Consider the following 23,148-nt stretch of genomic DNA (forward strand, 5'->3'; position numbering starts at 1 on the left):
CCGCCGCCGAGGCTGGCCGGCTGGACGAGGTCGCGGCGCAGGCCCGCGCCGGCCTGGTCGCCCTGCGACGGCTGCTGCACGGGCTGCCCCAGGACCGGCCCGACCCGCCGCCCGCCGTCGCCGCCCTGTCCGACCTGGCGGCGCGCCGCCGGTCGGCGCTGCGGTTCGTCGGCGAGCCACGGTCCCGGCCCGCGCCCCTGGAGGTGGCCGCGCACCGGGCGGGCGCGGCGCTCATCGCCGACGGCGCGGTGGCCACGGTGACGTACGTCGCCGGCGGGATCGGCCTGGAGGTCCGCCGCTGCCCACCCGTCGGTGCGGAGGTGCTGCGGTCGCTGCGGGATTCGACGGACGCCGCCAGCGGTTCGGTGGCGGTCGACACCGACCGCACCACGGTCCGCGTCTGGTTGCCGGAGGCGCTGCGATGATCCGGGTCATCGTCGCCGACGACGAGGCCACGGTGCGCGCCGGCATCGCCGCGATCCTCGACGCAGAGCCGGACATCGCGGTCGTCGGCCAGGCCCACGACGGTGACTCGGCCGTCGCGCTCGTCGCGTCGACCACTCCCGACGTCGCCGTCCTGGACGTACGCATGCCAGCCCGCCGGCCCCCCACCCCGGGTCCGCCGGTTCGGGGGCTCCGCCCGGAGGGCCCGCCCTCGGGCCGGCCGACCTGCGCCGACGGGATCGCGGCGGCCGCCGCGATCGGGCAGCGGCATCCGGCGACCCGGATCGTCATGCTGACGACGTTCGGCCTCGACGAGTACGTGTTCGCGGCGCTACGGGCCGGAGCGGCCGGGTTCCTGCTCAAGGACGCGGAGCCGCAGCGGGTCATCGACGCCGTCCGGGTCGTCGCCGCCGGGGACGCGATGCTCGACCCGGGGGTCACCCACCGGCTCATCGACCGGTTCGCGACCGGGCCCGGGCCCGAGGACGCCGCACGCCTCGGCGGGCTGACCCCCCGCGAGACGCAGGTGCTGCACCAGGTGGCACGCGGGCTGTCCAACGCCGAGATCGCGGCGGTCCTGGGCATCAGCGCGTCGACGGTCAAGGACCACGTGGCGGTCGTCCTGGGCAAGCTGGGCGTGCGCGACCGGGTGCAGGCGACGATCGCGGCGTACGAGGGCGGGCTGATCCGCCCGGGGGTACGCGAGCAGCAGGCCCCGGAATCGTCGGGGCACCACGGGTCTCCACCGTCGAAGGGCCGGCTGCTCGGATGAAGGTCCGGCCGGTCGGCCATGCCGCACCCGGCCCCTACCGCCCCGTCGACTCCCTGAGTCACGCACGGCTTTTTTCAAGATCTCCTTCTCCAGCTAGTCAGGAGGTGTCCGGTCTCAGGGGGTCACTTCACTCGGGGCTGGGTGGTGACTCCTGTCGAGGGGCCGGTCCGAGACCTTCCTTGGCCGCGCGGTGAGACCGAGTGAGGCGCGAACCACTCATCAGATACCCCCGGGGGGTATAGGATCGATGGCGAGGAGGTGACGAGATGCCCCGTCACACGCACCAGCACGGCGATCACTCGGCGGCTGCGGGACACGAACAGCACGGCGCGCCCGGGCACGGGGGACACGACAAGCACGCCGGGCATGATCCGGAGGCGTTCCGCCGCAAGTTCTGGCTGAGCCTCGTGCTGACTGTGCCCATCGTGGTGACCAGCCACATGGTGATGGACTGGTTCGGCTATCGGGTCGACTTCCCCGGGATGGACCTGGTCGGGCCGGTGCTGGGCACCGTCGTGTTCGGCTACGGCGGCTGGCCGTTCCTCCAGGGAGCCGTGCGGGAGGTCCGGGATCGCGCGCCCGGGATGATGCTGCTGATCGCGATGGCGATCACCGTGGCCTACGTGGCCTCGCTGGCCACCGCGCTGGGCGCCTTCGACCTGGACTTCTGGTGGGAACTGGCCGCCCTGGTCACCATCATGCTGCTCGGTCACTGGCAGGAGATGAAGGCCATCGGCCAAGCCCAGGGGGCCCTTGCCGCGCTGGCCGCGCTGCTGCCCGACGACGCCGAACGCGTCGGCGAGGACGGCCAACCGCGGCCGGTGGCGGTCGCGGACCTGCGCGTCGGGGACGTGGTGCTGGTCCGGCCGGGCGGGCGGGTACCGGCCGACGGCCAGGTGGTCGACGGCGGCGCCGAACTCGACGAGTCGATGATCACCGGAGAGTCCCGGCCGGTCGACCGGGGTGTTGGTGACCGGGTCGTGGCCGGAACGGTGGCCACCGACGCGGCGATCCGGGTCCGCGTGAACGCGGTCGGCGAGGACACCGCCCTCGCGGGCATCCAGCGACTGGTCGCGCAGGCGCAGCAGTCCAGCGGGCGGGCGCAGGTGCTCGCCGACCGGTTCGCGGCCTGGCTGTTCTACATCGCCACCGCCACGGCGGCGGTCACCCTCGTCGTCTGGACCGTCGTCGGCAACCTCGGCGAGGCGGTGGTCCGCACCGTCACGGTGCTGGTGATCGCCTGCCCCCACGCCCTCGGTCTGGCCATCCCGCTGGTCATCGCCCTGTCCACCGCCGTGGCGGCCAGGGGTGGGATCCTGGTGAAGGATCGGCTCGCGTTGGAGCGGATGCGTACTGTGGACGCGGTGCTGTTCGACAAGACCGGCACCCTGACCCGCGGCGAACACGCGCTGACCGGCGTCGCGGGCGTCGGCGGCACCGCCGACGACGAGGTCCTCGCGGTCGCGGCCGCGGTCGAGGCCGACAGCGAGCACCCCCTGGCCCGGGCGATCGTGTCCGCCGCCGAGGCACGGCAGCCGGCCCGCCGGGCGTCGGGGTTCCGGTCGTTGACCGGGCGGGGCGTGCGGGCCGAGGTCGACGGCGTCAGCTACGCGGTCGGCGGCCCCGCGATGCTGCGGGAAATGGGCGTGGCAATACCCGAGGAGCTGACCCACCGGCAGCGGGAGTGGTCCGACCGGGGAGCCGCGGTGTTGCACCTGCTGCGCCTGGACGGCGACCGGGCCACCGTGGTCGGGGCCCTGGCGTTGGAGGACGAGGTCCGCCCGGAGGCCCGGCAGGCCATCGCCAATCTGCGGGCCCGGGGTGTCCGGAAGATCGTCATGATCACGGGGGACGCGCGGCCGGTCGCCGAGGCGGTTGCCGCAGACCTGGGCTTCCGGGCCGGCGAGGATGAGGTGTACGCGGAGGTGTTGCCCGCCGACAAGGATGACGCCGTGGCCGACCTGCAGCGGCGGGGCCTGCGGGTGGCGATGATCGGTGACGGGGTCAACGACGCCCCGGCGCTGGCCCGCGCCGACGTGGGTATCGCGATCGGCGCCGGCACCGATGTGGCCATCGAGTCGGCAGGGGTCGTGCTGGCCTCCTCCGACCCGCGTGGGGTGACCGGGGTGATCGCGCTGTCCCGGGCCTCCTACCGCAAGATGATCCAGAACCTGGCCTGGGCCGCTGGCTACAACGTCGTCGCACTTCCCCTCGCGGCGGGCGCGTTGGCGTGGGCCGGGGTGACTCTCAGTCCGGCCGTCGGGGCGGTGCTGATGTCGGCGTCGACGATCGTGGTGGCGCTGAACGCCCAACTGCTGCGCCGCGTGCGTCTGCGCCCGGAAGAGATGACGTGACGAGGTTGGCGTCGAGACCCGGCAGGAGCCCGGTGGCGTGATGACCGTGACCGGTATGTCGGCGGTGGGCTGATGGTTCACGCATTGCTGTGCGTCAGCTCGCGGAGGACAGGTAGTCCGCGAGGCGGGCCGAGCCGGTGAGCATCGCCCGACCGCGGGTCGTGATCCGCTCGCGCCACTGGTCGATCGACGCTGCCAGCGGGCCGGGGCCGCCGGCAGCGTGGACTTGCTCGATCACGGCCGCGATGTGCTGTAGTGGGTAGCCGCCTCGGCGCAGCAGGTGGGCGAGTTCGGCGTCGCGTACGTCGTCGGCGTGGTAGGCGCGTGCGGTCCGTGACCGGGTTGGGGCCAGGATTCCGGCTCGTTCCCATTTTCGCAGGGTGGCCGGGGTGACACCGAGCCGATGAGCGAGGACTCCGATCGAGACGGGCCGATCTGAGTCCAGCGTGGCCGGCGGGCCGGAGGCGAGCAGGACGACAGCTGAGGCGACTCGTTCCACGGTCTCCCGGTCGCGGTGAAGCTGTATGTGAGCGGTGTCGAGCACGGCCAGCGCCGTCGGGAGGTCGTCGCCGAGCACGGATTTCATGATCTCCCCGGCGGCGCGGTGGCCGTATCCCGCGATGAGCGCGACGTAGGCGGACAGCGCGCGCACGTGGTCATCGGTGTAGATCCGGTAGCCGCTGGCCGTGCGGGCGGCGGGCGGGATCATCCCGGCCTGCTCGTAGTTGCGGACCGCCTGCGCGGCAGCCCGACTGCCCGGCCCAGATCCACCGGCCGGTACCTCACTGTTTGAGGCTTCACGTGGCAGTCTCCGAGCGAGAGATCGGTGAAGTTTCACAGGTTGGTTCAACGATACGGTTGAGGTCATGGCTTTCGACGCCGAGTTGCTGTCCCTTGTCCGTGCCCGCCGGCCGCACCTGCTCGCGATCGGTGAGCCCTACCACGGGGAGCCGGCATTCCCCCGCCTGCGTAACCGGATCCTCGAAACCCTCGTCGGGCACGGCTTCCGGTCGATCGCGATCGAATCGGACCGGGCCGCCGGCCTCGCCGTCGACGACTACGTCCAGGGCCGGCGCGACGAGGTGGACCTGAGCACCGGCATCAGTCACGGCTGGGGTGCTCACCCGGCCACCCGTGAACTGGTGGACTGGCTGCGCGAACACAACGGGAAACTGCCACCCGCAGAGCGCGTCACCTTCCATGGCTTCGACGCCCCGACCGAGATCACCGGTGCGCCGAGCCCTGGCCCGCTGCTGCGTGAGCTGTGCGAATACCTCGGCGCAGCGACGACCGACCTGGACCGCCTGGTCGGCGAGGAAGACCGCTGGAGCGCCCCGGAGATCATGTACGACGCGTCGCGTTCACCGGGCCGTTCACCGCAGGCCGCCGCGCTACGCGGCCTCGCCGAGGATCTGCGATCCCGGTTGTACGCCGACGCGCCCCATCTCATCGGCGACACCTCCGCCCAGGCCTGGAACCGCGCCAGGGTGCTCGCCACCACGGCGATCGGCCTGCTCACCTACCACGGCGCAATGGCCGAGCCGGGCACCCAGTCCCAGCGGATCGGCCGCCTGCTCGCGGCGCGGGACGCGCTGATGGCGCAGAATCTGCTCGACATCCTCGCCCTGGAACGCGACCGCGGACCGGTCCTGGTCTCCGCCAACAACGCCCACCTCCAGCGGCACCCGAGCCGGTGGGACACCCACTGGGATGGTCAGGACCTCGCAGCACAGTGGAACGGCGCCGGCTCCATCGTGTCGCCACTGCTCGGCGACAAATACCTGTACGTGGCCGGCAGCCTCGGGGCAAGCGGGCCGGTCGGCCTCGGCCAACCGGAGGCCGGCACCTATGAGGAACGTCTCGGCCCGCAGACCGGCATCTTCGCACCACCCGACGGCGGTAACCTGCGCCCACGCGTGACGGACCTGCTCGGGTACTTCCCGCTCGACGCGGCCACGATCCAGACCTGCGACGCGATCCTGCACATCGGCTCGGAGCCCGGCGCGGCTGACGCGGCCCGGATCGCCGGCCGTCCCGCAGTGACCGAGACCCGGATCGAAGCGGGCTCCGAGATGCCGTCCTACACCTGGGGCGACCGGTTCTTCTTCGCCGGCGAGGACCGGATGCGGCCGTTCGCCACGATCGTCGGGCACGACGTGCCCGGTTTCGACGAACGATCCCGGCTGTCCGAGCCCGGACGATACCGGCTCAACATCGAGGTCGGGCGCGCCGAGTTCCGCAACCTGTTCGACTACGGGCCCGAGGAGTTCGCCGCGCACAGCGACACACTCGACTTCACGCAGACCGACCAGCTGATGCCCCATCCCGCCTACGCCGTGCAGGGCTGGGTCTGCGTGGTCAACCCGGGCCCGGCCACCGCGGACGAGGTAGATCGACTGCTGGAACGGGCACGTGCCCGTGCCGCTGATCGTGAGCGCCGCAGGAACCGGTAGGTGCGGTAAGCCCGCGGCTCTACATCTGGTCCCGGCGTAGTTGCAGGGCGGGGTGGCGTGGCGGTGCGAATCCGAGGGTCCGGTAGAGACGTTCGCCGCCCGGGGTGGCGTTGAGGTCGACCACGCTGACCGTGGTGTCGTCGGCGAACCAGCGTAGGAGCGCGTTCAGGCAGTCCCGGGCGTGGCCACGTCCGCGTGCGTGGGGCACGGTGCTGATGTTGAAGACATGACCGCGCAGCCCTCCTGGGTTGCCGGGTCCCGGCGCGTGCCGGTCGCAGAGGCCGGAGGCGTTGCTGACGATGCCGTGTTCGGGGTCTTCGATCACGAAGGCGGCGAACATCTGCGGGTCGCTCAGCGAACGGGTGAACCAGTCCAGGGCGGCGGCCCGCCACGGTGCCGTGGCGTCGCCGACGGGTGCCCCCATCGCCTCCAGCATGGTGACGCGGAGTCGTACCAGCGCAGCCGCGTCGTCGGGGACGGCCCTACGTGGTCGTGCCATTGTTCGTCCTGCTCCCTGCGGCTACCGGCCGACGTCGAGGACGACCTTGCCGCGCACCCGTCCCTCGCTCAGCGCCCGGATCGTGGTGCCGGCGTTCTGCCAACTGTCGCGCCTGGCGATGTGCGGTGTCAGCGTATTGTCCGTGACCCGCGCGGCCAACCATGCCAGGTCCTCGGACAGCCCGGCATGGGCGCCCAGGAAGAAGGAGGTGATGGAGCGGTCGTTGCGCCCGTCGTGGCCGGAGAAGGCGAGGGCGGGGAAACACTCACCCGTACCGCCGACGTTGCCGACCGACACCAGGGTGCCGTGTTCGGCGAGTTTGTCGTATGCCTGCACCAGGGTCTCGCCACCCACCACGTCAATGACGCCGGTCACCGCCCGGTCGAGCTGCCCGGGGGACCGGATCACCTCGTGGGCACCCAGTTCCCGCAGTTCGCCGCCGTGGGTGTCGGGGTCGCTGGTCGACGCCGTGACGTGCGCACCGCCGAGCCGGGCCAGTTGCACGGCGTACCGGCCGACCGCACCGGTGGCACCGGTCACGAGCACCCGGCGTCCGATGATCGGGCCGAGTCGGTGCAGGGCGCGCAGCGCGGTCGTGCCGGCGACCGGCACCGTACTGAGGGCCCCCAGGTCGGCGTCCGCCGGTGCCACACCGATCCAGTCGGTGCGCACTGCGCGTAGCTCCGCCCAGCCGCCGGCGAAGCCCAGCGTCACCACAGGCGTGCCGACGGCCGGACCGGAACCGTCGGCGGCTGCCCGCACCACCACTCCGGCGGCGTCGTAGCCCGGCACGGCTCCGTCCGGGGTGTTGTCCAGGTACAGGTCGCCCGGATTGATGGAACTGGCGACGACACGGATCAGGGATTCGTTGGCGGCGGGCAGCGGGTCGGGTGCCGGGCCGAGCCGGAGACCGCCGGGCACGGTGCGATCAACGAGCAGAGCTTGCATGACGTCGCCTCCCAGGTTCAACTTGCTCTTGAAGCAGAATGCCACTGAGTGGCATTAGCCCGCAAGTGGCGTACGCCGCTCGGTAGTATCACCGCATGGCCACCGCGTCGTCAGCCTCCCCCCCGCCACGGCCCTCGCTGCGGGAACGCAAGAAGCAGCGCACCCGTGAAGCGCTGACGGACACCGCCCTGGACCTGTTCACCCAGCGGGGCTTCGACGGGGTGACGCTCGACGAGCTGTGCGACCGCGTCGAGGTCTCCAAGCGCACCTTCTTCCGCACCTTCGCCAGCAAGGAGGAGGTGGCGATGGCGCCCTACGAGGACCTGTGGAGAACGTTCCTCGATGACCTGGCGCTGCGGCCGGTCACTTTCGGCCGGCCGGTCCTGCTGGTGTTGCAGGACAGCGTGCTGGCCGCCATGCAGGTCATGGACTCGGGTGACTGGACCCGCCGGCTCCTGCTCTGCACGCAACTGGCCGGCAGGACCCCCGCGATCGAAGCCCACTGCCTCTACTTCTGCGACGTCACCGTCCGCGCCGCGCTCGACGTCCTGCACCGCAGGTTCGGTCTCGCGTCCGACGACCTCCGCCCCCGGCTGGCACTGGACGTCCTCGTCGCCGCGTTCCACCGCGGACTCCAGACCTGGACCGCCCGGCCCCATGCGGCCACCGCTGACCAACTGGCCGCCGACACCCGCGCCGCGTTCGCGGCGGTTCCCGGCGTCCTCACCCTCACCGCTGCCACCCCGGCGGAGACGGCCTGACCGCGACGTTGCGCTGTCGACCGGTGTGGTCAGCGCGTTCGGGACGCCGGCGCGAGTCCCGCGATGGATCTTCGCCGACGACCGCAGTTCCAGGGCGACGGGTGACTCCCGGCCGTCCGTCCGGGTCACGCGCCGATCCTCGGTGTCGGGTTGGGGTGCCACCGCTACCGAGGCTGTCCAGCAGGCTGGATTGAGGGCTTTCGTCGGGTTCCGCAGACTCAGGGAGTTCGATGTCGTAGGACCCACGAGGAGCTGTTCAACGTGCCTATCGTCCTCTTCCCGAAGGATCGACCCACCCGGCGGCGTCTCCGTGCACTCGCCATCACAGCGGTCGCCGTGACCACGGTCGGCGGTCTCGCGTTCACCGGCTCCGCCTCGGCCGGGCCGTCCGACGCCCGCCGCGACAGCATCCAGCAAGGTCTGGACAAGCTCGTCGGCACCGACCGGCACCCGGGCGCGCTGGCCGCGGTCCGCGACCGGCACGGCCGGACGAGGCACTACACGGCCGGCACCGGCGATCTGCGGACCGGCGAGAAGGTGCCGGTGAACGGCAGGGTCCGCATCGGCAGCGCCAGCAAGATGTTCGCCTCCGTCGTGATCCTGCAACTGGTGGGCGAGGGCACGGTGAAGCTCGACGAGCCGGTCGAGACCTACCTGCCCGGCCTGGTACGGGCCGAGGGCGTGGACGCCACCAAGATCACGGTACGTCAGCTGCTCCGGCACGACAGCGGCCTGCCCGACTACACCGACACCATGTTCTCGGCCATGGGCGACCTGCTCACCTACCAGCACATCTACCTGGAGCCCCGCGAACTGCTCGACCTGGCCAACGCGCGCACGGACGGCAGGCCCGCCGGCGGCGGCTGGTCCTACAGCAACACGAACTACCTCCTGGCCGGCCTGATCGCCCAGCGGGTCACCGGCCGCCCGTTCAACGAACTGGTCACCTCCCGCGTGATCGAGCGGATCGGCCTGCGCGACACCTACGCGCCCGGGGTCGGCGACAAGCAGATCCACGGCCGGCACCCGCACGGCTACCAGCGTGACCCGGCGACCGACAAGCTGGTCGACTTCACGACGATGGACCCCAGTTGGGGTTGGGCCGCCGGTCAGCTGATCTCCACACCGGGTGACCTCAACACGTTCGTGCGGGCCCTGCTGGACGGCAAGCTGCTGCGTCCGGCCCAGTTGGCCGAGATGCGTACGACCATCCCGGCGTACCCGGCGGGCCGGAGCTACGGACTCGGCCTGTTCCGCATCCCGCTCAGTTGCGGCGCGGTGGCGTGGGGCCACGGTGGTGACATTCCGGGTTACTCGACCGCCAACGCGGTCACCGACGACGGCCGCGCCGTGACCGTCGTGGTCACCTCCCTCAACGGGTCGGTGAAGGACGGGTCCGTCGGCGCGGACCGGGACGCGCTCGTCGACGCCGCACTGTGCGGGCGGTGACGGCCGCCGCGAGAGCAATTTCCCCGCAGAGCGCCTGGGTACGGTGTGTCCACACCGTACCCAGGTTGCGTCGGTGTGGGAGGGCCCAATCCGATCGGCAGGCGATGCCGAGGATGGGCCCCGACCTGCCCGCGTTCGAAGACGATTCGGCGCACATTCTGACGCACGACCCGGCCATCGGCCCGGGCGCTGGCATGCCCCCGACCAGATCGAGTAGTGCTGGCTGTACCGGTGTCGGGTAGTGCGGGGGATCGTGCGGCGTGGATATGCAAACAACACTGAGTGAGTCAGCGCGAGGCAAATAAATGGGGAGTTCCCGTGTTCAGTATGGTGAATCGTCCGACGCGTGAGCCGCGTTCCACCGGCGCCTGGCGCCGGGGTGTGATCGCCGCAGCGATGGTCTCGGTGGCGGCGGCCGGCGTTGCGGTCGCGGGCGTGGCGTCGGCGGACGTGTCGAAGGCAAGCACCGGCAACGGCCGGGACAGGTCGCTGCAGGCGGCCCTGGACGCCGCGGTCGCAGACGGAACGCTTCCCGGTGCCCTGATGTCGGTCCGGGATCGGCACGGACGGGTCACCAACTACACCGCCGGGGTGGGTGACATCCGGACCAGGGCGAAGGTTCCGACCGACGGATACGTGCGGATCGCCAGCAACACGAAGATGTTCACCGCTGTGGTCATCCTCCAGTTGGTGGGGGAGGGCACCATCGCGTTGACCGATCCGGTGGAGAAGTTCCTGCCGGGTGTGATGCGGGGGACCGGTGACGGCGCGGCGATCGACGGCCGCCGGATCACGATCGAGCAGCTGCTGCAGCACACCAGTGGGCTGGGCACCTACACCTTCCTCGACAAGGGGATCCTGCCGATCCGGAACCGGTTCTTCGAACCCCGGGAGTTGCTCGACTCGGCCCTGACCCAGCCTCCGACGTACACCCCGGGTGAGGACCCGGTGTGGGAGTACAGCAACGCCGGATACGTGGCACTGGGTCTCGTGGCGCAGCAGGTGACCGGCCGGCCGCTCGCCGAGGTGATCACGGACCGCATCCTGAAGCCGGCCGGACTGCGGGAAACCTACTACCCCGGCCCGGGGCAGCGGGGCATCCGTTCACCCCACCCGCAGGGCTACCTCTTCGCCCAGGACGGCAAGCTGCTGGATATCACCCGCTTCGACCCGTCGGTCGCCGGCGCCGCGGGGCAGATGATCGCGACCCCGACCGACATGAACAAGTTCCTGGTCGCCCTGCAGGACGGCCGGTTGCTCAAGCCGCGCGAGCTGGCGAACATGCGCCGGACGGTGTCGGCCCCCGGCCTTCCCGAGGGGTGGAGCTACGGGCTGGGCACGATCAGGTTCGAGCTCAGCTGCGGGGTGACCGCGTACGGCCACGGCGGCGACGCCGACGGTTTCCAGAGCCGTGTGGGGATCACGACCGACGGCCGGGCGGTCACCCTCGTCGGAACGAACGACGACGCCAAGGTGGATGAGTTGCTGGCCCTGTTCGACAAGGCGCTGTGCGCCGGCAGGTGAGATCGACCTGCCCTTCCCGGGCCGGTGCGGTGGATTCCACCGCACCGGCCCGTTTCCCTGTGCCGGTACGGCCCCACGCGGCACGGCGCGGCTACGGACGAGGATCTCGCCGTAGCCGCGCGGGACGACCTGGGTCTGAAGGCCCGGTCAGGGCACACCTGTTTCGAGGGTGGATCAGCTGCGGTACGCGCGATGCAGGAAGTACAGCCCGGCACCCACACCGCCGAGCAGCAGTACGGTGCTGCCGACGTGACCCCACCAGTGGTCCAGCAGACCGTCGGCCAGCGTGCCGGAGCGCAGCAGTTCCTCCATCACGACGGCCACCGCGAGGACGGCTGTCGCAGCGGCGATCCACCCCCGGCGGCCCGTGTTCCTGTCGCTCGTCATGGCTGGAATCGCCTCCCTGTCTTCCGCCCCGGCGGTATCGTGCCGCAGTGATCCGCCCGCCGCATCGGCCCGGGGGACACTCCGGCACCTGTGCCGTGCGGCATTGTCCGCTGACGCCGTTGCGGCCACCGGTGCGCCGGCCGCGGCGGACGGGTTCACTGTTCGCGGTGGCGGTAGTGGCCGACCACCAGGGAGCCGGCGCAGACGAGGGCGGTGACGCCGAAGAGGACGCTGACGACGGTGCTGCCGGTGGTGGTGTCGACGGACGACGCGATCGCGTTGGCGGTGATGCTCACGAAGAGCAGCAGCCACAGGACCGGCCGCCGGTGGCGGCCGTCGCTCGACGAGATGTGTTCAGCCATCAGCACACGCTAGGAGGATCGCGGGTCGGAAACGATCCCGCCAGCGCGACGACAGGCAGTACAGCCTGCTGTACTGCCAGGCCGGTGGCAGGTGCCCTAAGGTCACGGGCGACGGGGGGCTCGCGGGAGGTGGGCATGCGGCGGTACGCGGGGGAGCGGATACGCGCCGCCGTCGACGCCCTGGAAGACCTGGTCGGTGGCCTCACCACTGCCGTACTGGCGATCGGGGCGCTGCTGTGCCTGGTCATCGTGCTGGTGTCGAGCATCCTCGGCGTCGGCATCCCGCTGATCCCCGGCGCCCTGCGGGTCGTGCGATCGGTCGCCGACCGCGAACGGCTGCGGCTGTCCCGGTGGGGCCCGGAGATCCTCAGCCCGCCCCCGGCACCCGACCGGGCCCTGGCCGGGCTGCGTGACCCGGCCGTACGTCGTGAACTCGTCTGGTTGCCGGTGCACTCCTCCTTCGGCCTGGCGATGGGCCTGCTCGGGCTGACCCTGCCGTTGACCGCCCTGCAGAGCCTGACCTTCCCGTTCTGGCACCGCCTGGTACCACCCGAGGACGGCGGGCCCGGCCTGGTGTCGTGGCGGATCGACGGCCTGGTCGACGCGATCGGCGTGTCGCTGCTCGGCGCGGCCCTGATGGCAGTGCTCTTCGGCGCGGGCCGGTGGCTGGCCCGGCTCCAGGCGTGGCCGGGCCTGCTGCTGCTGTCGCCGCCTGCCGGCACCGACCTCAGCCTCCGGGTGGCCCAGTTGACGGCCACCCGGGCCGCCGCCCTGGACGCGCACGCCGCCGAACTGCGCCGGATCGAGCGGTCGCTGCACGACGGTACCCAGAACCGACTGGTTGCGGTCACCGTGCTGCTCGGCGCTGCCGGCCGGGCCCTGGCACGGGACCCGGCGGTCGGCCGGGAACTGGTCGAGCGTGCGCAACTGGCGGCCGAACAGGCGCTCGGCGAACTGCGTACCGTGGTGCGCAGCATCCTGCCGCCGGTGCTCGACGACCGGGGACTGGCCGGTGCGCTCGACGGTCTGGTCGCCGGGTGTGCCCTGCCCTGCCGTCTGGACGTCCACCTGCCCGGCCGATGCGCGGTGTCGGTGGAGGCCACCGCCTATTTCGTGGTCGCCGAGGCGCTGACGAACGCGGTCAAGCACAGCGGGGCCGCCGGCGTCGCCGTGAGTGTCACCATGGACGTGGTGAACCGCCGGCTCCGGCTCACGGTCAGCGACGACGGCTGCGGCGGTGCCGACGAGCACGGCGGATCCGGCCTGGCCGGCATCCGTCGCCGGGTCGAGGCCCACGACGGGAAGTTTTTGCTGATCAGCCCATCCGGTGGGCCGACGACGATGGACGTGGAGTTGCCGTGCGAATCGTGATCGCCGAGGACGACGCCCTGCTACGCGAGGGCCTGGTCCTGCTGCTGCGCGCGGAAGGGCTCGACGTGGTGGCGACCGCCGACAATCCGTCCGGTTTCCTCGCCGCCGTCGACGAGCACCGACCGGACGTCGCCATCGTCGATGTGCGGATGCCGCCCACCCATACCGATGAGGGCATCGTCGCCGCCGGTGAGGCCCGCCGCAGACAGCCCGGGTTGGCGGTCCTGGTGCTGTCGGCCTATGTCGAGCAGGCCTTCGCCACCGAGTTGCTCGCCGGCGGCAGCGAACGGCTCGGTTACCTGCTCAAGGAGCGGGTCGGCCGGGTGGAGGAATTCCTCACCGCCCTGCGCCGGGTCGCCGGGGGCGGCACCGCGGTCGACCCGGAGGTGGTGGGGCAACTGCTCGCCCGCAGCCGGCCGGACACCGCCCTGGACCGGCTCACCCCGCGTGAGCGTGAGGTGCTGTCACTGATGGCCGAAGGCCTCGGCAACACGGCCATCTCGGAGCGGTTGTACGTCACCGAGGGCGCGGTGCACAAGAATATTCGCAGCATCTTCGCAAAGCTGGACCTCACCCCGACCGACCGGGTGGACCGCCGGGTCAGTGCGGTGTTGCGCTACCTCGAGGACACCCAGCGCCAGTCGTGAGCGTCCACGGCGTGCGCCGCCAGCCGGCGGTGCGGCCGGGACACAGCAGGCTGTGCCGTGACACGGACGTCGACGGGCGGGCCCGTGATGCGGGCCCGCCCGTCGAACGTGTTCGGCCGATCCGTGGCTGACTACTCCTTGATGCCGATGCCGGCGACCGGCGGGACGCGGAGCAGCCGGGCAACCGGCAGGATCGTGGTGAACAGCGCCAGCAGCGTCGTGCCGCCGATGATGGACACCCATCCCAGCGGTGGTACGTAGGGCACCAGCTGGCCGGTGAGCGTGTGCACGATCGACACCAGGGTGACGGCGGCGATGGCTCCGCCGATGAGCAGCGAGACACCGAGCAGGCCGGTCTGTTCCGCGTGGACCATCCGCTTGACCTGCTTGCCGGTGACACCGACCAGGCGCAGCAGGGCCAGCTCGCGGCCCCGGGCGAGGGCGGCCATGACCATGGTGTTCGCCGCGGCGAGAGCGGCGTAGCCGACCATGATGCCGATCAGGAGCTTGTTGAGCCAGGCGCTCAGCGCGAGGTCGTCGGCGAGCTGACCGCTGACGTCGGCCGTGGTCGTCACCGAGCTGCCGGGGTACTGGCCGATGACCTCGCCCAGCGCGGCGGAGACATCCCTGCCGGGCTCGGTGCGTACCAGGATCCGCTCGTAGCCGGCGACGGCGGTGTGCCCGGCGACGACGTCCTTGACGACGGTGACGTCGCCGAACGCGAAGCCCCGGTCGTAGATCGCCACGACGCGCAGGTCGGCGGGTGTGCCGTCGCCGAGCCGCACCGTGACCTGGTCGCCCACCCGCCAGCCCCTCGACCCGGCCTGCAGCGTCGACGCTGCCATGGCCGACCCGCGCAGGTCCGCCAGGCTCCCGCTGCGGACCTTGAGGTCCATGGTGAGGTCGACGCCCTGCGGGTCGATCGCCTGCGCGTCCGCGCCCTCGGCGGCTCCGTCCGGGATGATCGAGGTGTTCCGTACGCCGGTCGCCGCGAGCACACCGGGGATGTCGCGGATCTGCGCCAGCATGGAGTCGGGCAGTCCGGTGGCGGAAACCACTGTCTGCTGGGCCAGCATCCCACCACGGTTCTCGGCGACGATCTGCTTGTCCAGGTTGTCCTGGAGGAACCAGATCGAGCCACCGAAGCCGACGGACAGCACCAGTGCGGTCAGCACCGTGACCATGCCCTGGGCGTTGGCGCGCAGATTCGCCGCGGCGAGGTAACCGCTGTCACCCCACACCCGCCGCAGCACCGGGGCGAGCAGACGGGCGGCCGCCCGGTTGACCCACGGCCCGAGCAGAGCGACCGCGAGGACGAACAGGCACAGCAGACCCATCGCGGGCCCGAGGGCGGCGGTCCCCTTCGCCGCGCCGGTGAGGGCGATCAGGACGAAGCCGCCGGCCAGGGCGGCGAAGCCGAAGATCAGGCGAAGGACACCGTTGCGGCCGGATTCCACGGCGATCTCACCGAGCGCCTCCGTCGGGCGGATCCGCACCGTCCGGCGCGCCGCGAGCAACGCGGCACCGGTCGCCACCGTGACCGTCGCCACCGCCACGGCGATCGCCGCCCAGCCGCCACCGCGAACCGGGAAGGTGTCCGGGATGAACGCCCGGTCCACCAGCTCCTGGTGCAGCCAGCGGCTGGCGAGCCAACCGACGGGCACACCGATGACGACCGACAACAGGCTGAGCAGTCCCACCTCGGCGAGGACCAGGCGGGCGACCTGGCCGGGGGTGGCGGCGACGGCGCGCAGCAGGGCGAGGTCACGGCGGCGGTGCCGGACCGCGAGACCGATGGTGCCCGCCACCACGAACATGACCAGCAGCGCCACATAGCCGCCGAACACGCTGCCCAGCTGGACCAGCATGAGGGAGGCCGCCTGGTCCGCGGACTGCTCCAGCAGGCCCCGTTCGTCGCCGGCGTAGGCCTTGACGCCGGCCTCGGCGGCCAGCCGGCGCACGTCGGCCACCACGGCCGCAGCGGCACCGGGTTCGGCCAGGACGGCCACCGCGTCGACCTGTCCCAGCCGTGGGTGGACGACCGCCGCGTGCGCGTCGGTGAAGAACACCGCGGGTGGTGCGTGCGGGTCGGGCCGGGGACCCGCGTGGCGGACGAAACCGCTGACCCGGTACGTCCGCGCGCTGCCGTTCACCAGGACCGGCACCTCGTCGCCGGGAGCGACCGAAGCGGCCAGCCGTTCGTCCAGCGCGACCTCGGTGTCGCGGGTGGGTCGGGCACCCTTGGTCAACTGGTACGGGGTGATGGCGGTGCTGCTCCAGCCGTGACCGGTGGCGGCGCCGTTCGGCAGGATCGCCGGCACCGTCCGGTCGGCGACGACGGTGGCCACCCCCGGCAGTTGCCGGATCCGGTCGACCATCGAGGCCGGGACGGTTCCGCCCTCGGGCAGCACGACGGTGTTCGTTTCCGTTTCGCCGAGCATGGTGGAGGTGAGCGTGATGTCGCGGTTGGCGACGACGACGTCGGCGGCCGCGTAACGCTGGGGGGCGGCGGTGAAGCGCAGGCCGGACTCCACGAGGACGCCCAGCGACATCAGAATCAGCACTCCGGCGGTCATCGCCAGGAGGGTGGCGACCGCGCTGCCCTTGCGGTGACGCAGCATCTGTCCGGCCAGTTTCAGCACGGGTCAGCCCTCCTGCGTCTGCTGCGGGCGACGCCCGAGCGTCGCGAGGTGCTCGGCGATCCGCGCCGCGCCCGGCCGCGGCATGTCCTGCACGATGCGCCCGTCGGCCAGCACCATCACCCGGTCGGCGTAGGACGCCGCCACCGGGTCGTGCGTCACCATGATGACCGTCTGTCCCGCCTCGTCGACCACCGAGCGCAGCAGGGCCAGCACCTCGCCGGCGGTCTGGGTGTCCAGCGCGCCGGTCGGTTCGTCACAGAAGATGACCTCCGGTCGGGTGGCCAGTGCCCGGGCGATCGCGACGCGTTGCTGCTGCCCGCCGGACAGTTCCGAAGGGCGGTGGGACAACCGCTCGGTGAGCCCGACCCGCTCGACGATCTGCTGAATCCAGAGGGGGTCCGCCCGCTTTCCGGACAACCGCAACGGCAGCGTGATGTTCTCCTGCACCGTCAATGCTCCGACGAGGTTGAACGCCTGAAAGACGAACCCGATCTCCGACCGTCGCAGCTTGGTCAGCTTTGTCTCCGACAGCTTCGACAGTTCCGTTTCCCCGACCCACACCAGGCCGCTGGTCGGGCGGTCCAGCCCCGCCGCGGTCTGCAGCAACGTGCTCTTGCCCGAGCCGGACGGCCCCATTACCGCGGTGAACGTCCCCCGCTGGAAGGTCGCGTCGACACCGGCGAGCGCGGTCACCGCGTGCCGATCCCCGCCATAGACCTTGCGCAACTGCTGGACCCGCACCGCCGCCGCCGGCGTCGCTCTGTCCACCGTCGGCACGAAATCGAGTCGTGCACTATTAACCGCCATCGCCGGACTCCCATTTTTTCGTTGATTTCTTCCGCGCCTGGAAACCATATTTTTGGGAATCCCCGCCAGCAATCCAGGTGGCGGGCCGACCGAGGTAGCGCTGGCTGTACCGTCAGGAGCCCGGCACGGTCGTCAGATGACTCCGGCGGGGCGGATCGCGCGGCGACACGGGTGGGCGCTCCGTTCAGCCACGCGTCCGCGTACGGGACGCGGCGGTGGGGAGCACGCGGCGACGGCGGGTCGGCAGCATCCCGGTCGGGTGGGACATGCTCCAGGCCGCGGTCCTGCAGATCAGTTCCTTGAAGCGCGCGGCCGTCCTGCCGGTCAGCGCCGACGGCTTGGGTCGGTCGTCCGGGGTCACCCACTGCACGAGCGCGTCCCGGCGGCCGAGGCTGACGCACTGCCCGGCGTAGCCGATCCTGTTCGCAGGGATCCGGCCACCGGTCAGCCGCGCGGCGATGACGTCGGCTGCCAGATGTGCGGAGGGAACCCCCGAAGCGCAGGACATCCGCAGCGGCGCGCCGGTCACGCCCGGTGCGAAGGCGGCGTCACCCACGGCGTACACGTCGGGGTGGGAGACCGACCGCATGGTGTCGTCGACGACGATCTGCCCGGTCGCGCAGACGCTCAGGGTGGTGGCCGCGGCGATGGGGTGGACGCCGAATCCGGCGGTCCAGACGGTCACGTCGGCCGGGATCACCCGGCCGTCGCCGGTGACGACGCCGGCCCGCTCGACGGCGGTGACGTCGGCGTGCTCGTACACGGTGATGCCGAGCCGGTCGACGGCCCTGCGCAGGTGGTTGCGGGCCTTGTCGCTCAGCCAGTCGCCGAGGCCGGCCCGTGCGGCGAGCGACGCCCTGAGGTCGGGCCGGGCCTCGGCGATCTCGGTGACGGTCTCGATGCCGGTGAGGCCACCACCGACGACCAGGACGGTCGCGCCGGCGGTGAGGTCAGCCAGGCGGCTACGCAGCTGCAACGCGTACTGCTTGCCCGTGACGTGACAGGCGTGCTCGGTGACGCCGGGAACCGCGCGGTCGGTGGCGGTGCTGCCGAGGGCGTACACGAGTTGGTCGTAGGCGATCTGCCGGGGGCCGCCGGCGTCGACGACGGTGACCGTCCTGCGCTCGACGTCGACGGCGTCGACCTTCGCGATCAGTACCTGCACGCCCGTGCCGGCGAAGACGTCGACCAGCCGGCGGGGCCTGAGGTCCTGACCGGTCGCCAGCTGGTGCATGCGGACCCGCTCGACGAACTCGGCGTCCGCGTTGATCAGGAGGATCTCGGTGTCGGCGGGGTGCAGCCGCCTGTCCAGGCGCGCGGCGGCGTTGGCGCCGGCGTATCCGGCTCCGAGGACGACGATGCGGTGCTTCATGGTTTCGCTCCTGTCCGGTCGGTGTCGCCTCCTGAACCGGACGGCGGCGGAAAACCTGACAGTCGAGGGGCGTGACCCGGGTCACCAGGCGCCGGTCAGCGGCGCACCGTGCTCGGACGTGGCCCAGCGACGGGTCGCCCGTCGGAGCTTCGCGGGATTCACCTGGGCGTGGATGCCGGCGATGCCGTCGGTGGTCACATCCAGCGCGACGATCCCGACGACCCGGTCGTCGACCACCAGCACGAGCCCGGGTACGCCGTTGGCGAGCTCGGCGAACACCTCGGGGCGACCACCGATCGTCTCCCAGGTGGTCTCGCTGGGCGTGAACAGCGTGCGGAGGAACCTCGCCACCCGCAGGCCACCGACGACCGGTCGGGGCACCGAGAAGATCACACCACCGCCGTCGCCCATGCTGACCGCGTCGTCGGTCAGCATCTGCACGAGCGATTCCGTCCTGCCGCTGAGCGCCGCGGCGAGGAACTCCTCGGCGATCCGGCGGGCCGCTGCGGCGTCGACCGCCACCCGACGCCGGTCATCGGCCACATGGTGCCTGGCCCGCCGGAAGATCTGCTGACAGTTGGCCTCGGTGACGTCGAGGACCTCGGCGATCTCGGCGTGGGAGTATCCGAACGCCTCGCGCAGGACGTAGACGACGCGTTCCCTGGCGGAGAGCCGCTCCATCAGGGTGAGCACCGCCATCGACACCGATTCCCGCTGCTCCACGGTGTCGGACGGGCCGAGCATCGGGTCACCGGCGAAAACCGGTTCGGGCAGCCACTGACCCACGTACGTCTCACGCCGCGCCCGCGCCGAGGTGAGCCGGTTGAGGCAGAGGTTGGTGAGCACCCTGGTCAGCCATGCCTCGGGCGTCGCGATCAGGCCCCGGTCGGCGGACTGCCAGCGCAGGAACGTGTCCTGCACCGCGTCCTCGGCGTCGCTCGACGACCCCAGCAGGCGGTACGCGATCGCCTCCAACCGCGCCCTGGCACCCTCGAAGACTTCGACGTCGTGCGCCCCGACCGGCATGGCCCCAGGTTAACCAGCGGTGCCCGACCACCATCCGCGCACCGGACCAGCATGCCCGGCCGTACAGTGGCCTCGCCGTGCGATGCCGTCACCCGACCCCGCGAATGACCTGGAGCAGGCATGATCCCCGCGACACGCAGTCTCGCCGCCGTGGTGGCAGCGGTGTCCCTGAGCGCGTGCGGCACGGCCGGACCCGACAGCCGGCCGGTACGCGACGGCGCGGTGACGACCGCCCCGCCGTCCACGGCCGACCGGAACCACGCATTCCGGCAGCTCGAGGAGAGGTTCGACGCACGGCTGGGGGTCTACGCGATCGACACGGGCACCGGCCGCACGGTGGAATACCGGGCCGACGAGCGGTTCGCGTACTGCTCGACGTTCAAGGCCCTGGCCGCCGCCGAGATCCTCGACGGGACCACCGACGCCGAACTGGACCGGGTGGTGCGGTATTCGGCGGACGACCTGGTGACCTACTCACCGATCACGGAAAAGCACGTCGCCAACGGCATGACACTGCGGGCGATCGCTGACGCGGCCGTGCGCCACAGCGACAACACCGCCGCCAACCTCCTGCTGCGTCGCCTCGGCGGGCCGCCCGGGTTCAGGCAGAAGCTGCGCGAGCTCGGTGACGGGATCACCGAGCCGGTCCGCTCCGAGACCGCGCTCAACGAGGCGAAGCCGGGTGACCGCCGCGACACCAGCACCCCCCGGGTCCTGGCCCGGGACCTGCGGGCGTACGTCGTCGGCGACGCCCTCGAAACGGCGGACCGCGACGTGCTCACCGGCTGGCTGCGGGGCAACACCACAGGCGACGAACTGATCCGCGCCGGTGTCCCCGACGGCTGGATCGTCGGCGACAAGACCGGTGCCGGCGGCTACGGCACCCGCAACGACATCGCGGTGCTCTGGCCCCCGGACCGTGCGCCGATCGTCCTCGCGGTGCTGTCCACCCGCGACACGAAGGACGCCAGCTACGACGACGCCCTCATCGCCCGGGCGGCCGAGGTCACCACCGCACTCCTGTGACCGGATCAGGAAGGGGCGTCGTTCGCCTAGATCATGCGGCGTCGTACCCGCCACACCACCACAGCGACCAGGGCTGCCGCGACGGCGACGAACAGGGCCGCCTCGATGAACTGGAACGTCCAGAACCGGTCGGCCGGGTGGTAGACCCCGAACTGCTGGACGCCCCGGGCGTGCAGGAACTGGTTGAGGTTGGTGCCGGCCCGGTCGGCCGCGTCCTCAAGCTCGTGGTACTCGGTCGAGCTGAGCCTGCGCCCGGTCGCATCGGCGTAGCCCTGTTCGATCGTCCAGTCGGCGACGCCGGGCCCGGGTCGGTGCCCGGTGCCGCCGACGGGGACCGGCTGCATGGCGGTGAGCGGGGTGGCGTACGCGGGGCGGGCCACCAGCGCCACCGACATCCGGGCGGCGAGGAACGCCCCGAACGCGACGCCGAACGCGGGCAGGCTGCGCCGCAGGATCGCCCCGGCGGCGGTGGCGACGGCGAATGCGAACAGCGCGTACGCGACGGGAACGACCCCCTCCAGGTCGAACGCGTCGTACTGGAACCGCCCTTCCCACGCGTCGAACGGCTGCCGGAACCAGGTGAGGACCGCGGTGAACATGCCGGTGAGCGCGACGGTGACGCCGGCCAGTGCCACGAGCTTGGCCGCCAGCCAGCGCATCCGCGGCACGGCCTGCGTCCAGGCGAGCTGCCAGGTGCCGTCCTCCAGTTCGCGGGCGAGCAGCGGCGCGCCGAGGAACGCGCCGATGACGACGGGGACCAGGTAGAAGGCCGCGAGCAGGTTCTCGACGTCCCCGTACCCCTCGTCGAGCCGGCGGAAGGAGGCCGTGCAGGCCCCGTCGACGCCGGCCTGCCCCGCGCACCGGGCGGGACCGCCGGGGAACAGGTCGTGTGCCTGCGTCCCGAACACGAGCAGGGCGATGCCGAACATGCCGACGAGCAGGCCCAGCACGCAGACCTCGGTCCGGTGCTGCCGCCAGATCAACCAGGTCATGCCGGCACCCCCGGGGCGGTCGTCGTGCCCGCCCCGGACGGCCGGCGTAGGTACGCCAGCACCAGGTCCTCCAACGCGACCGGCTGGGCCTGCCAGCCGGGCGCGGTGGGGAGCGCGCCGTCGCGTACCAGCAGGGTGGTGTGCCGGTCGCTGTGGACGGCCTGCACGACGGTGTCGGCCCGGTCCACGTCGGCGGCCGTACGCGGGCCGACGAGCAGCCGGTGCTCGGCGAGGAGGGTGTCGATGTCGCCGGTGAGCGTGACCCGGCCGTGGTTGAGCACGACCAGGTGGTCGCAGACGCGTTCCAGCTCGTGCACGACGTGGGAGGAGAACAGGATGCTCACCCCGCCCTCGGCCACCGCGCCCATGAGGACTTGGAGGAACTCGTGCCGGGCCAGCGGGTCGAGGCTGGCCACCGGTTCGTCGAGGACGAGCAGGTCCGGCCGCTTCGCCAGGGCCAGCGCCAACGCCACCTGGGCCTGCTGCCCGCCGGAGAGCGCACCGGCCTTCCGGTCGAGCGGGATGCCCAGCTTCGCCAGCCGGCGTTCGGCCAGCCCCTGGTCGAACCGCAGGTTGCAGGACCGGCCGAAGCGGAGCATCTCGGCGACGGTGAAGCGCTTGTACAGCGGGTGGTCCTGTGCCAGGAACCCGACCCGGGACAGCGTCTGCGGGGTGCTGGCGGTGACGTCGTGGCCGAGCACCTCCACCGTCCCGGTGCTCGGTGCCAGCAACCCGACGACCAGGCGCAGCAGCGTGGTCTTGCCCGCGCCGTTCGGCCCGACCAGGGCGGTCACGCCGCCCGCCGGCAGGGTCAGGGTGCAGTCGCGCAGCGCCCAGCCCTTGCGGTAACGCTTGCCCACCCCGTCGGTGCGCAGCGCGATCCCGGTGTCCGTCACGCCACGTCCTCGTTCCGCGTCTGCTGGTGGACGGAGGTGAAGAGCGCGGTGACCGCCTGCTCGTCGAGGCCGGCGGCGTAGGCGCGCCGCAGCCAGGTCGCCAGGCCGCGTCGCAGTGAGGTGTACGTCGCCGGTGGTATCACCGCCGACTGCTGCTCGTTGACGAACGTGCCCTGGCCGGGTCGGCCGGTGACCAGGTTCTCCTGCTCCATCTGCCGGTACGCCTTGGCGACGGTGTTCGGGTTGATCGCCAGGTGTTCGACCACCTCGCGGATGAGCGGGAGGCGGTCGCCGGGCCGGAGGAAGCCCAGCAGCACCGCCTGGCGGACCTGCTGCACGAGTTGCAGGTACGGCGGCACGCCGGAGTGGGTGTCGAGCCGGAAGACGAACACGGGAGCCCCTTACTGCTTTACTAG

At 71.7% G+C, this 23,148-nt stretch carries 21 protein-coding genes and 1 pseudogene; 10 read left to right on the forward strand and 12 right to left on the reverse strand.

Annotated elements, in window-relative coordinates:
- From ACOJTC_RS31650 to ACOJTC_RS31660, 3 genes are all read left to right on the forward strand, one after another.
- On the forward strand, window positions 1–425 hold a 425-nt coding region (locus ACOJTC_RS31650; protein WP_420119630.1), incomplete at its 5' end, for a hypothetical protein.
- On the forward strand, window positions 422–1,216 hold the full coding sequence (locus ACOJTC_RS31655; RefSeq protein WP_208565009.1) for a response regulator: 795 nt from the start codon (window positions 422–424) through the stop codon (window positions 1,214–1,216). The genes ACOJTC_RS31650 and ACOJTC_RS31655, both read left to right, overlap by 4 nt.
- Window positions 1,217–1,482: 266 nt before the next feature.
- Window positions 1,483–3,570, forward strand: a complete 2,088-nt coding sequence (locus ACOJTC_RS31660) for a copper-translocating P-type ATPase (RefSeq protein WP_420119631.1) — start codon at window positions 1,483–1,485, stop codon at window positions 3,568–3,570.
- Window positions 3,571–3,647: 77 nt separating this feature from the next.
- Here ACOJTC_RS31660 and ACOJTC_RS31665 read toward each other — a convergent pair.
- Window positions 3,648–4,356, reverse strand: a pseudogene (locus tag ACOJTC_RS31665) (TioE family transcriptional regulator).
- Between the two features lie 80 nt (window positions 4,357–4,436).
- Between ACOJTC_RS31665 and ACOJTC_RS31670 the strand changes: the two are divergent.
- Complete coding sequence (locus ACOJTC_RS31670) at window positions 4,437–6,023, forward strand: DUF6194 family protein (protein ID WP_420119632.1); 1,587 nt, start codon at window positions 4,437–4,439, stop codon at window positions 6,021–6,023.
- Between the two features lie 19 nt (window positions 6,024–6,042).
- Here the strand turns inward: ACOJTC_RS31670 and ACOJTC_RS31675 are convergent, their stop codons facing one another.
- Window positions 6,043–6,522 carry a GNAT family N-acetyltransferase gene (locus tag ACOJTC_RS31675; protein ID WP_420119633.1) on the reverse strand — a complete coding sequence of 160 codons (480 nt, stop codon included), beginning with the start codon at window positions 6,520–6,522 and terminating at the stop codon, window positions 6,043–6,045.
- A gap of 21 nt (window positions 6,523–6,543) precedes the next feature.
- Window positions 6,544–7,470 carry a zinc-binding dehydrogenase gene (locus ACOJTC_RS31680; protein ID WP_420119634.1) on the reverse strand — a complete coding sequence of 309 codons (927 nt, stop codon included), beginning with the start codon at window positions 7,468–7,470 and terminating at the stop codon, window positions 6,544–6,546.
- A gap of 95 nt (window positions 7,471–7,565) precedes the next feature.
- On the opposite strand from ACOJTC_RS31680, the gene ACOJTC_RS31685 reads away from it, so the two are divergent.
- The 3 genes from ACOJTC_RS31685 to ACOJTC_RS31695 all read left to right on the forward strand — a co-directional run bounded on the left by ACOJTC_RS31685 (window position 7,566) and on the right by ACOJTC_RS31695 (window position 11,204).
- Window positions 7,566–8,231 carry a TetR/AcrR family transcriptional regulator gene (locus tag ACOJTC_RS31685; protein WP_420119635.1) on the forward strand — a complete coding sequence of 222 codons (666 nt, stop codon included), beginning with the start codon at window positions 7,566–7,568 and terminating at the stop codon, window positions 8,229–8,231.
- A gap of 336 nt (window positions 8,232–8,567) precedes the next feature.
- A complete protein-coding gene (locus ACOJTC_RS31690; RefSeq protein WP_420119636.1) occupies window positions 8,568–9,680 on the forward strand; it encodes a serine hydrolase domain-containing protein in 1,113 nt (370 codons plus the stop codon).
- 282 nt (window positions 9,681–9,962) lie between these two features.
- Window positions 9,963–11,204, forward strand: a complete 1,242-nt coding sequence (locus ACOJTC_RS31695) for a serine hydrolase domain-containing protein (RefSeq protein WP_420119637.1) — start codon at window positions 9,963–9,965, stop codon at window positions 11,202–11,204.
- Between the two features lie 174 nt (window positions 11,205–11,378).
- Here ACOJTC_RS31695 and ACOJTC_RS31700 read toward each other — a convergent pair whose 3' ends face one another.
- Window positions 11,379–11,591 carry a hypothetical protein gene (locus ACOJTC_RS31700; protein WP_204925386.1) on the reverse strand — a complete coding sequence of 71 codons (213 nt, stop codon included), beginning with the start codon at window positions 11,589–11,591 and terminating at the stop codon, window positions 11,379–11,381.
- Between the two features lie 155 nt (window positions 11,592–11,746).
- Window positions 11,747–11,953: a hypothetical protein gene (locus ACOJTC_RS31705; protein WP_204925385.1), complete on the reverse strand. Its 207-nt coding sequence runs from the start codon at window positions 11,951–11,953 to the stop codon at window positions 11,747–11,749.
- Between the two features lie 135 nt (window positions 11,954–12,088).
- Here ACOJTC_RS31705 and ACOJTC_RS31710 point away from each other — a divergent pair, with 135 nt between their 5' ends.
- Window positions 12,089–13,324, forward strand: a complete 1,236-nt coding sequence (locus ACOJTC_RS31710) for a sensor histidine kinase (RefSeq protein ID WP_420119638.1) — start codon at window positions 12,089–12,091, stop codon at window positions 13,322–13,324.
- Complete coding sequence (locus tag ACOJTC_RS31715; RefSeq protein ID WP_420119639.1) at window positions 13,312–13,971, forward strand: response regulator; 660 nt, start codon at window positions 13,312–13,314, stop codon at window positions 13,969–13,971. The genes ACOJTC_RS31710 and ACOJTC_RS31715 overlap by 13 nt, the downstream gene beginning before the upstream one ends.
- Window positions 13,972–14,102: 131 nt before the next feature.
- Here ACOJTC_RS31715 and ACOJTC_RS31720 read toward each other — a convergent pair whose 3' ends face one another.
- The 4 genes from ACOJTC_RS31720 to sigJ all read right to left on the reverse strand — a co-directional run bounded on the left by ACOJTC_RS31720 (window position 14,103) and on the right by sigJ (window position 19,818).
- Complete coding sequence (locus tag ACOJTC_RS31720) at window positions 14,103–16,613, reverse strand: ABC transporter permease (protein ID WP_420119640.1); 2,511 nt, start codon at window positions 16,611–16,613, stop codon at window positions 14,103–14,105.
- A 3-nt stretch (window positions 16,614–16,616) separates the two neighbouring features.
- Complete coding sequence (locus ACOJTC_RS31725; protein WP_420119641.1) at window positions 16,617–17,390, reverse strand: ABC transporter ATP-binding protein; 774 nt, start codon at window positions 17,388–17,390, stop codon at window positions 16,617–16,619.
- Window positions 17,391–17,604: 214 nt separating this feature from the next.
- Window positions 17,605–18,792 carry an NAD(P)/FAD-dependent oxidoreductase gene (locus ACOJTC_RS31730; protein WP_420119642.1) on the reverse strand — a complete coding sequence of 396 codons (1,188 nt, stop codon included), beginning with the start codon at window positions 18,790–18,792 and terminating at the stop codon, window positions 17,605–17,607.
- A gap of 81 nt (window positions 18,793–18,873) precedes the next feature.
- On the reverse strand, window positions 18,874–19,818 hold the full coding sequence (gene sigJ, locus ACOJTC_RS31735) for an RNA polymerase sigma factor SigJ (RefSeq protein ID WP_420119643.1): 945 nt from the start codon (window positions 19,816–19,818) through the stop codon (window positions 18,874–18,876).
- 120 nt (window positions 19,819–19,938) lie between these two features.
- On the opposite strand from sigJ, the gene bla reads away from it, so the two are divergent.
- Window positions 19,939–20,844, forward strand: a complete 906-nt coding sequence (gene bla, locus ACOJTC_RS31740) for a class A beta-lactamase (RefSeq protein ID WP_420119644.1) — start codon at window positions 19,939–19,941, stop codon at window positions 20,842–20,844.
- 26 nt (window positions 20,845–20,870) lie between these two features.
- On the opposite strand, the gene ACOJTC_RS31745 is transcribed toward bla, so the two are convergent.
- The 3 genes from ACOJTC_RS31745 to ACOJTC_RS31755 are packed head-to-tail and all read right to left on the reverse strand — an operon-like array spanning window position 20,871 to window position 23,124.
- Entirely contained in the window at window positions 20,871–21,836 is a 966-nt protein-coding gene (locus tag ACOJTC_RS31745; RefSeq protein ID WP_420119645.1) for an ABC transporter permease subunit, read from the reverse strand.
- The gene (locus ACOJTC_RS31750; RefSeq protein WP_420119646.1) at window positions 21,833–22,732 is read right to left on the reverse strand and encodes an ABC transporter ATP-binding protein; all 900 of its coding nucleotides are present in this window, start codon (window positions 22,730–22,732) and stop codon (window positions 21,833–21,835) included. The genes ACOJTC_RS31745 and ACOJTC_RS31750 overlap by 4 nt, the downstream gene beginning before the upstream one ends.
- Window positions 22,729–23,124, reverse strand: coding sequence for a GntR family transcriptional regulator (locus ACOJTC_RS31755; protein ID WP_204925376.1), 396 nt, complete (start codon window positions 23,122–23,124; stop codon window positions 22,729–22,731). Before ACOJTC_RS31755 ends, ACOJTC_RS31750 begins: the two co-directional genes overlap by 4 nt.
- Between the last annotated feature and the right edge of the window lie 24 nt (window positions 23,125–23,148).

The organism is Micromonospora sp. (assembly GCF_048594385.1).
Lineage (GTDB): Bacteria > Actinomycetota > Actinomycetes > Mycobacteriales > Micromonosporaceae > Micromonospora > Micromonospora wenchangensis.

Excerpts from the sequence above, each read along its gene's own strand:
- ACOJTC_RS31655 (WP_208565009.1), top strand. The coding sequence starts at position 422 with ATGATCCGGGTCATCGTCGCCGACGACGAGGCCACGGTGCGCGCCGGC.
- ACOJTC_RS31660 (WP_420119631.1), top strand. The coding sequence starts at position 1,483 with ATGCCCCGTCACACGCACCAGCACGGCGATCACTCGGCGGCTGCGGGA.
- ACOJTC_RS31670 (WP_420119632.1), top strand. The coding sequence starts at position 4,437 with ATGGCTTTCGACGCCGAGTTGCTGTCCCTTGTCCGTGCCCGCCGGCCG.
- ACOJTC_RS31675 (WP_420119633.1), bottom strand. The coding sequence starts at position 6,522 with ATGGCACGACCACGTAGGGCCGTCCCCGACGACGCGGCTGCGCTGGTA.
- ACOJTC_RS31680 (WP_420119634.1), bottom strand. The coding sequence starts at position 7,470 with ATGCAAGCTCTGCTCGTTGATCGCACCGTGCCCGGCGGTCTCCGGCTC.
- ACOJTC_RS31685 (WP_420119635.1), top strand. The coding sequence starts at position 7,566 with ATGGCCACCGCGTCGTCAGCCTCCCCCCCGCCACGGCCCTCGCTGCGG.
- ACOJTC_RS31700 (WP_204925386.1), bottom strand. The coding sequence starts at position 11,591 with ATGACGAGCGACAGGAACACGGGCCGCCGGGGGTGGATCGCCGCTGCG.
- ACOJTC_RS31705 (WP_204925385.1), bottom strand. The coding sequence starts at position 11,953 with ATGGCTGAACACATCTCGTCGAGCGACGGCCGCCACCGGCGGCCGGTC.
- ACOJTC_RS31710 (WP_420119638.1), top strand. The coding sequence starts at position 12,089 with ATGCGGCGGTACGCGGGGGAGCGGATACGCGCCGCCGTCGACGCCCTG.
- ACOJTC_RS31730 (WP_420119642.1), bottom strand. The coding sequence starts at position 18,792 with ATGAAGCACCGCATCGTCGTCCTCGGAGCCGGATACGCCGGCGCCAAC.
- sigJ (WP_420119643.1), bottom strand. The coding sequence starts at position 19,818 with ATGCCGGTCGGGGCGCACGACGTCGAAGTCTTCGAGGGTGCCAGGGCG.
- bla (WP_420119644.1), top strand. The coding sequence starts at position 19,939 with ATGATCCCCGCGACACGCAGTCTCGCCGCCGTGGTGGCAGCGGTGTCC.
- ACOJTC_RS31745 (WP_420119645.1), bottom strand. The coding sequence starts at position 21,836 with ATGACCTGGTTGATCTGGCGGCAGCACCGGACCGAGGTCTGCGTGCTG.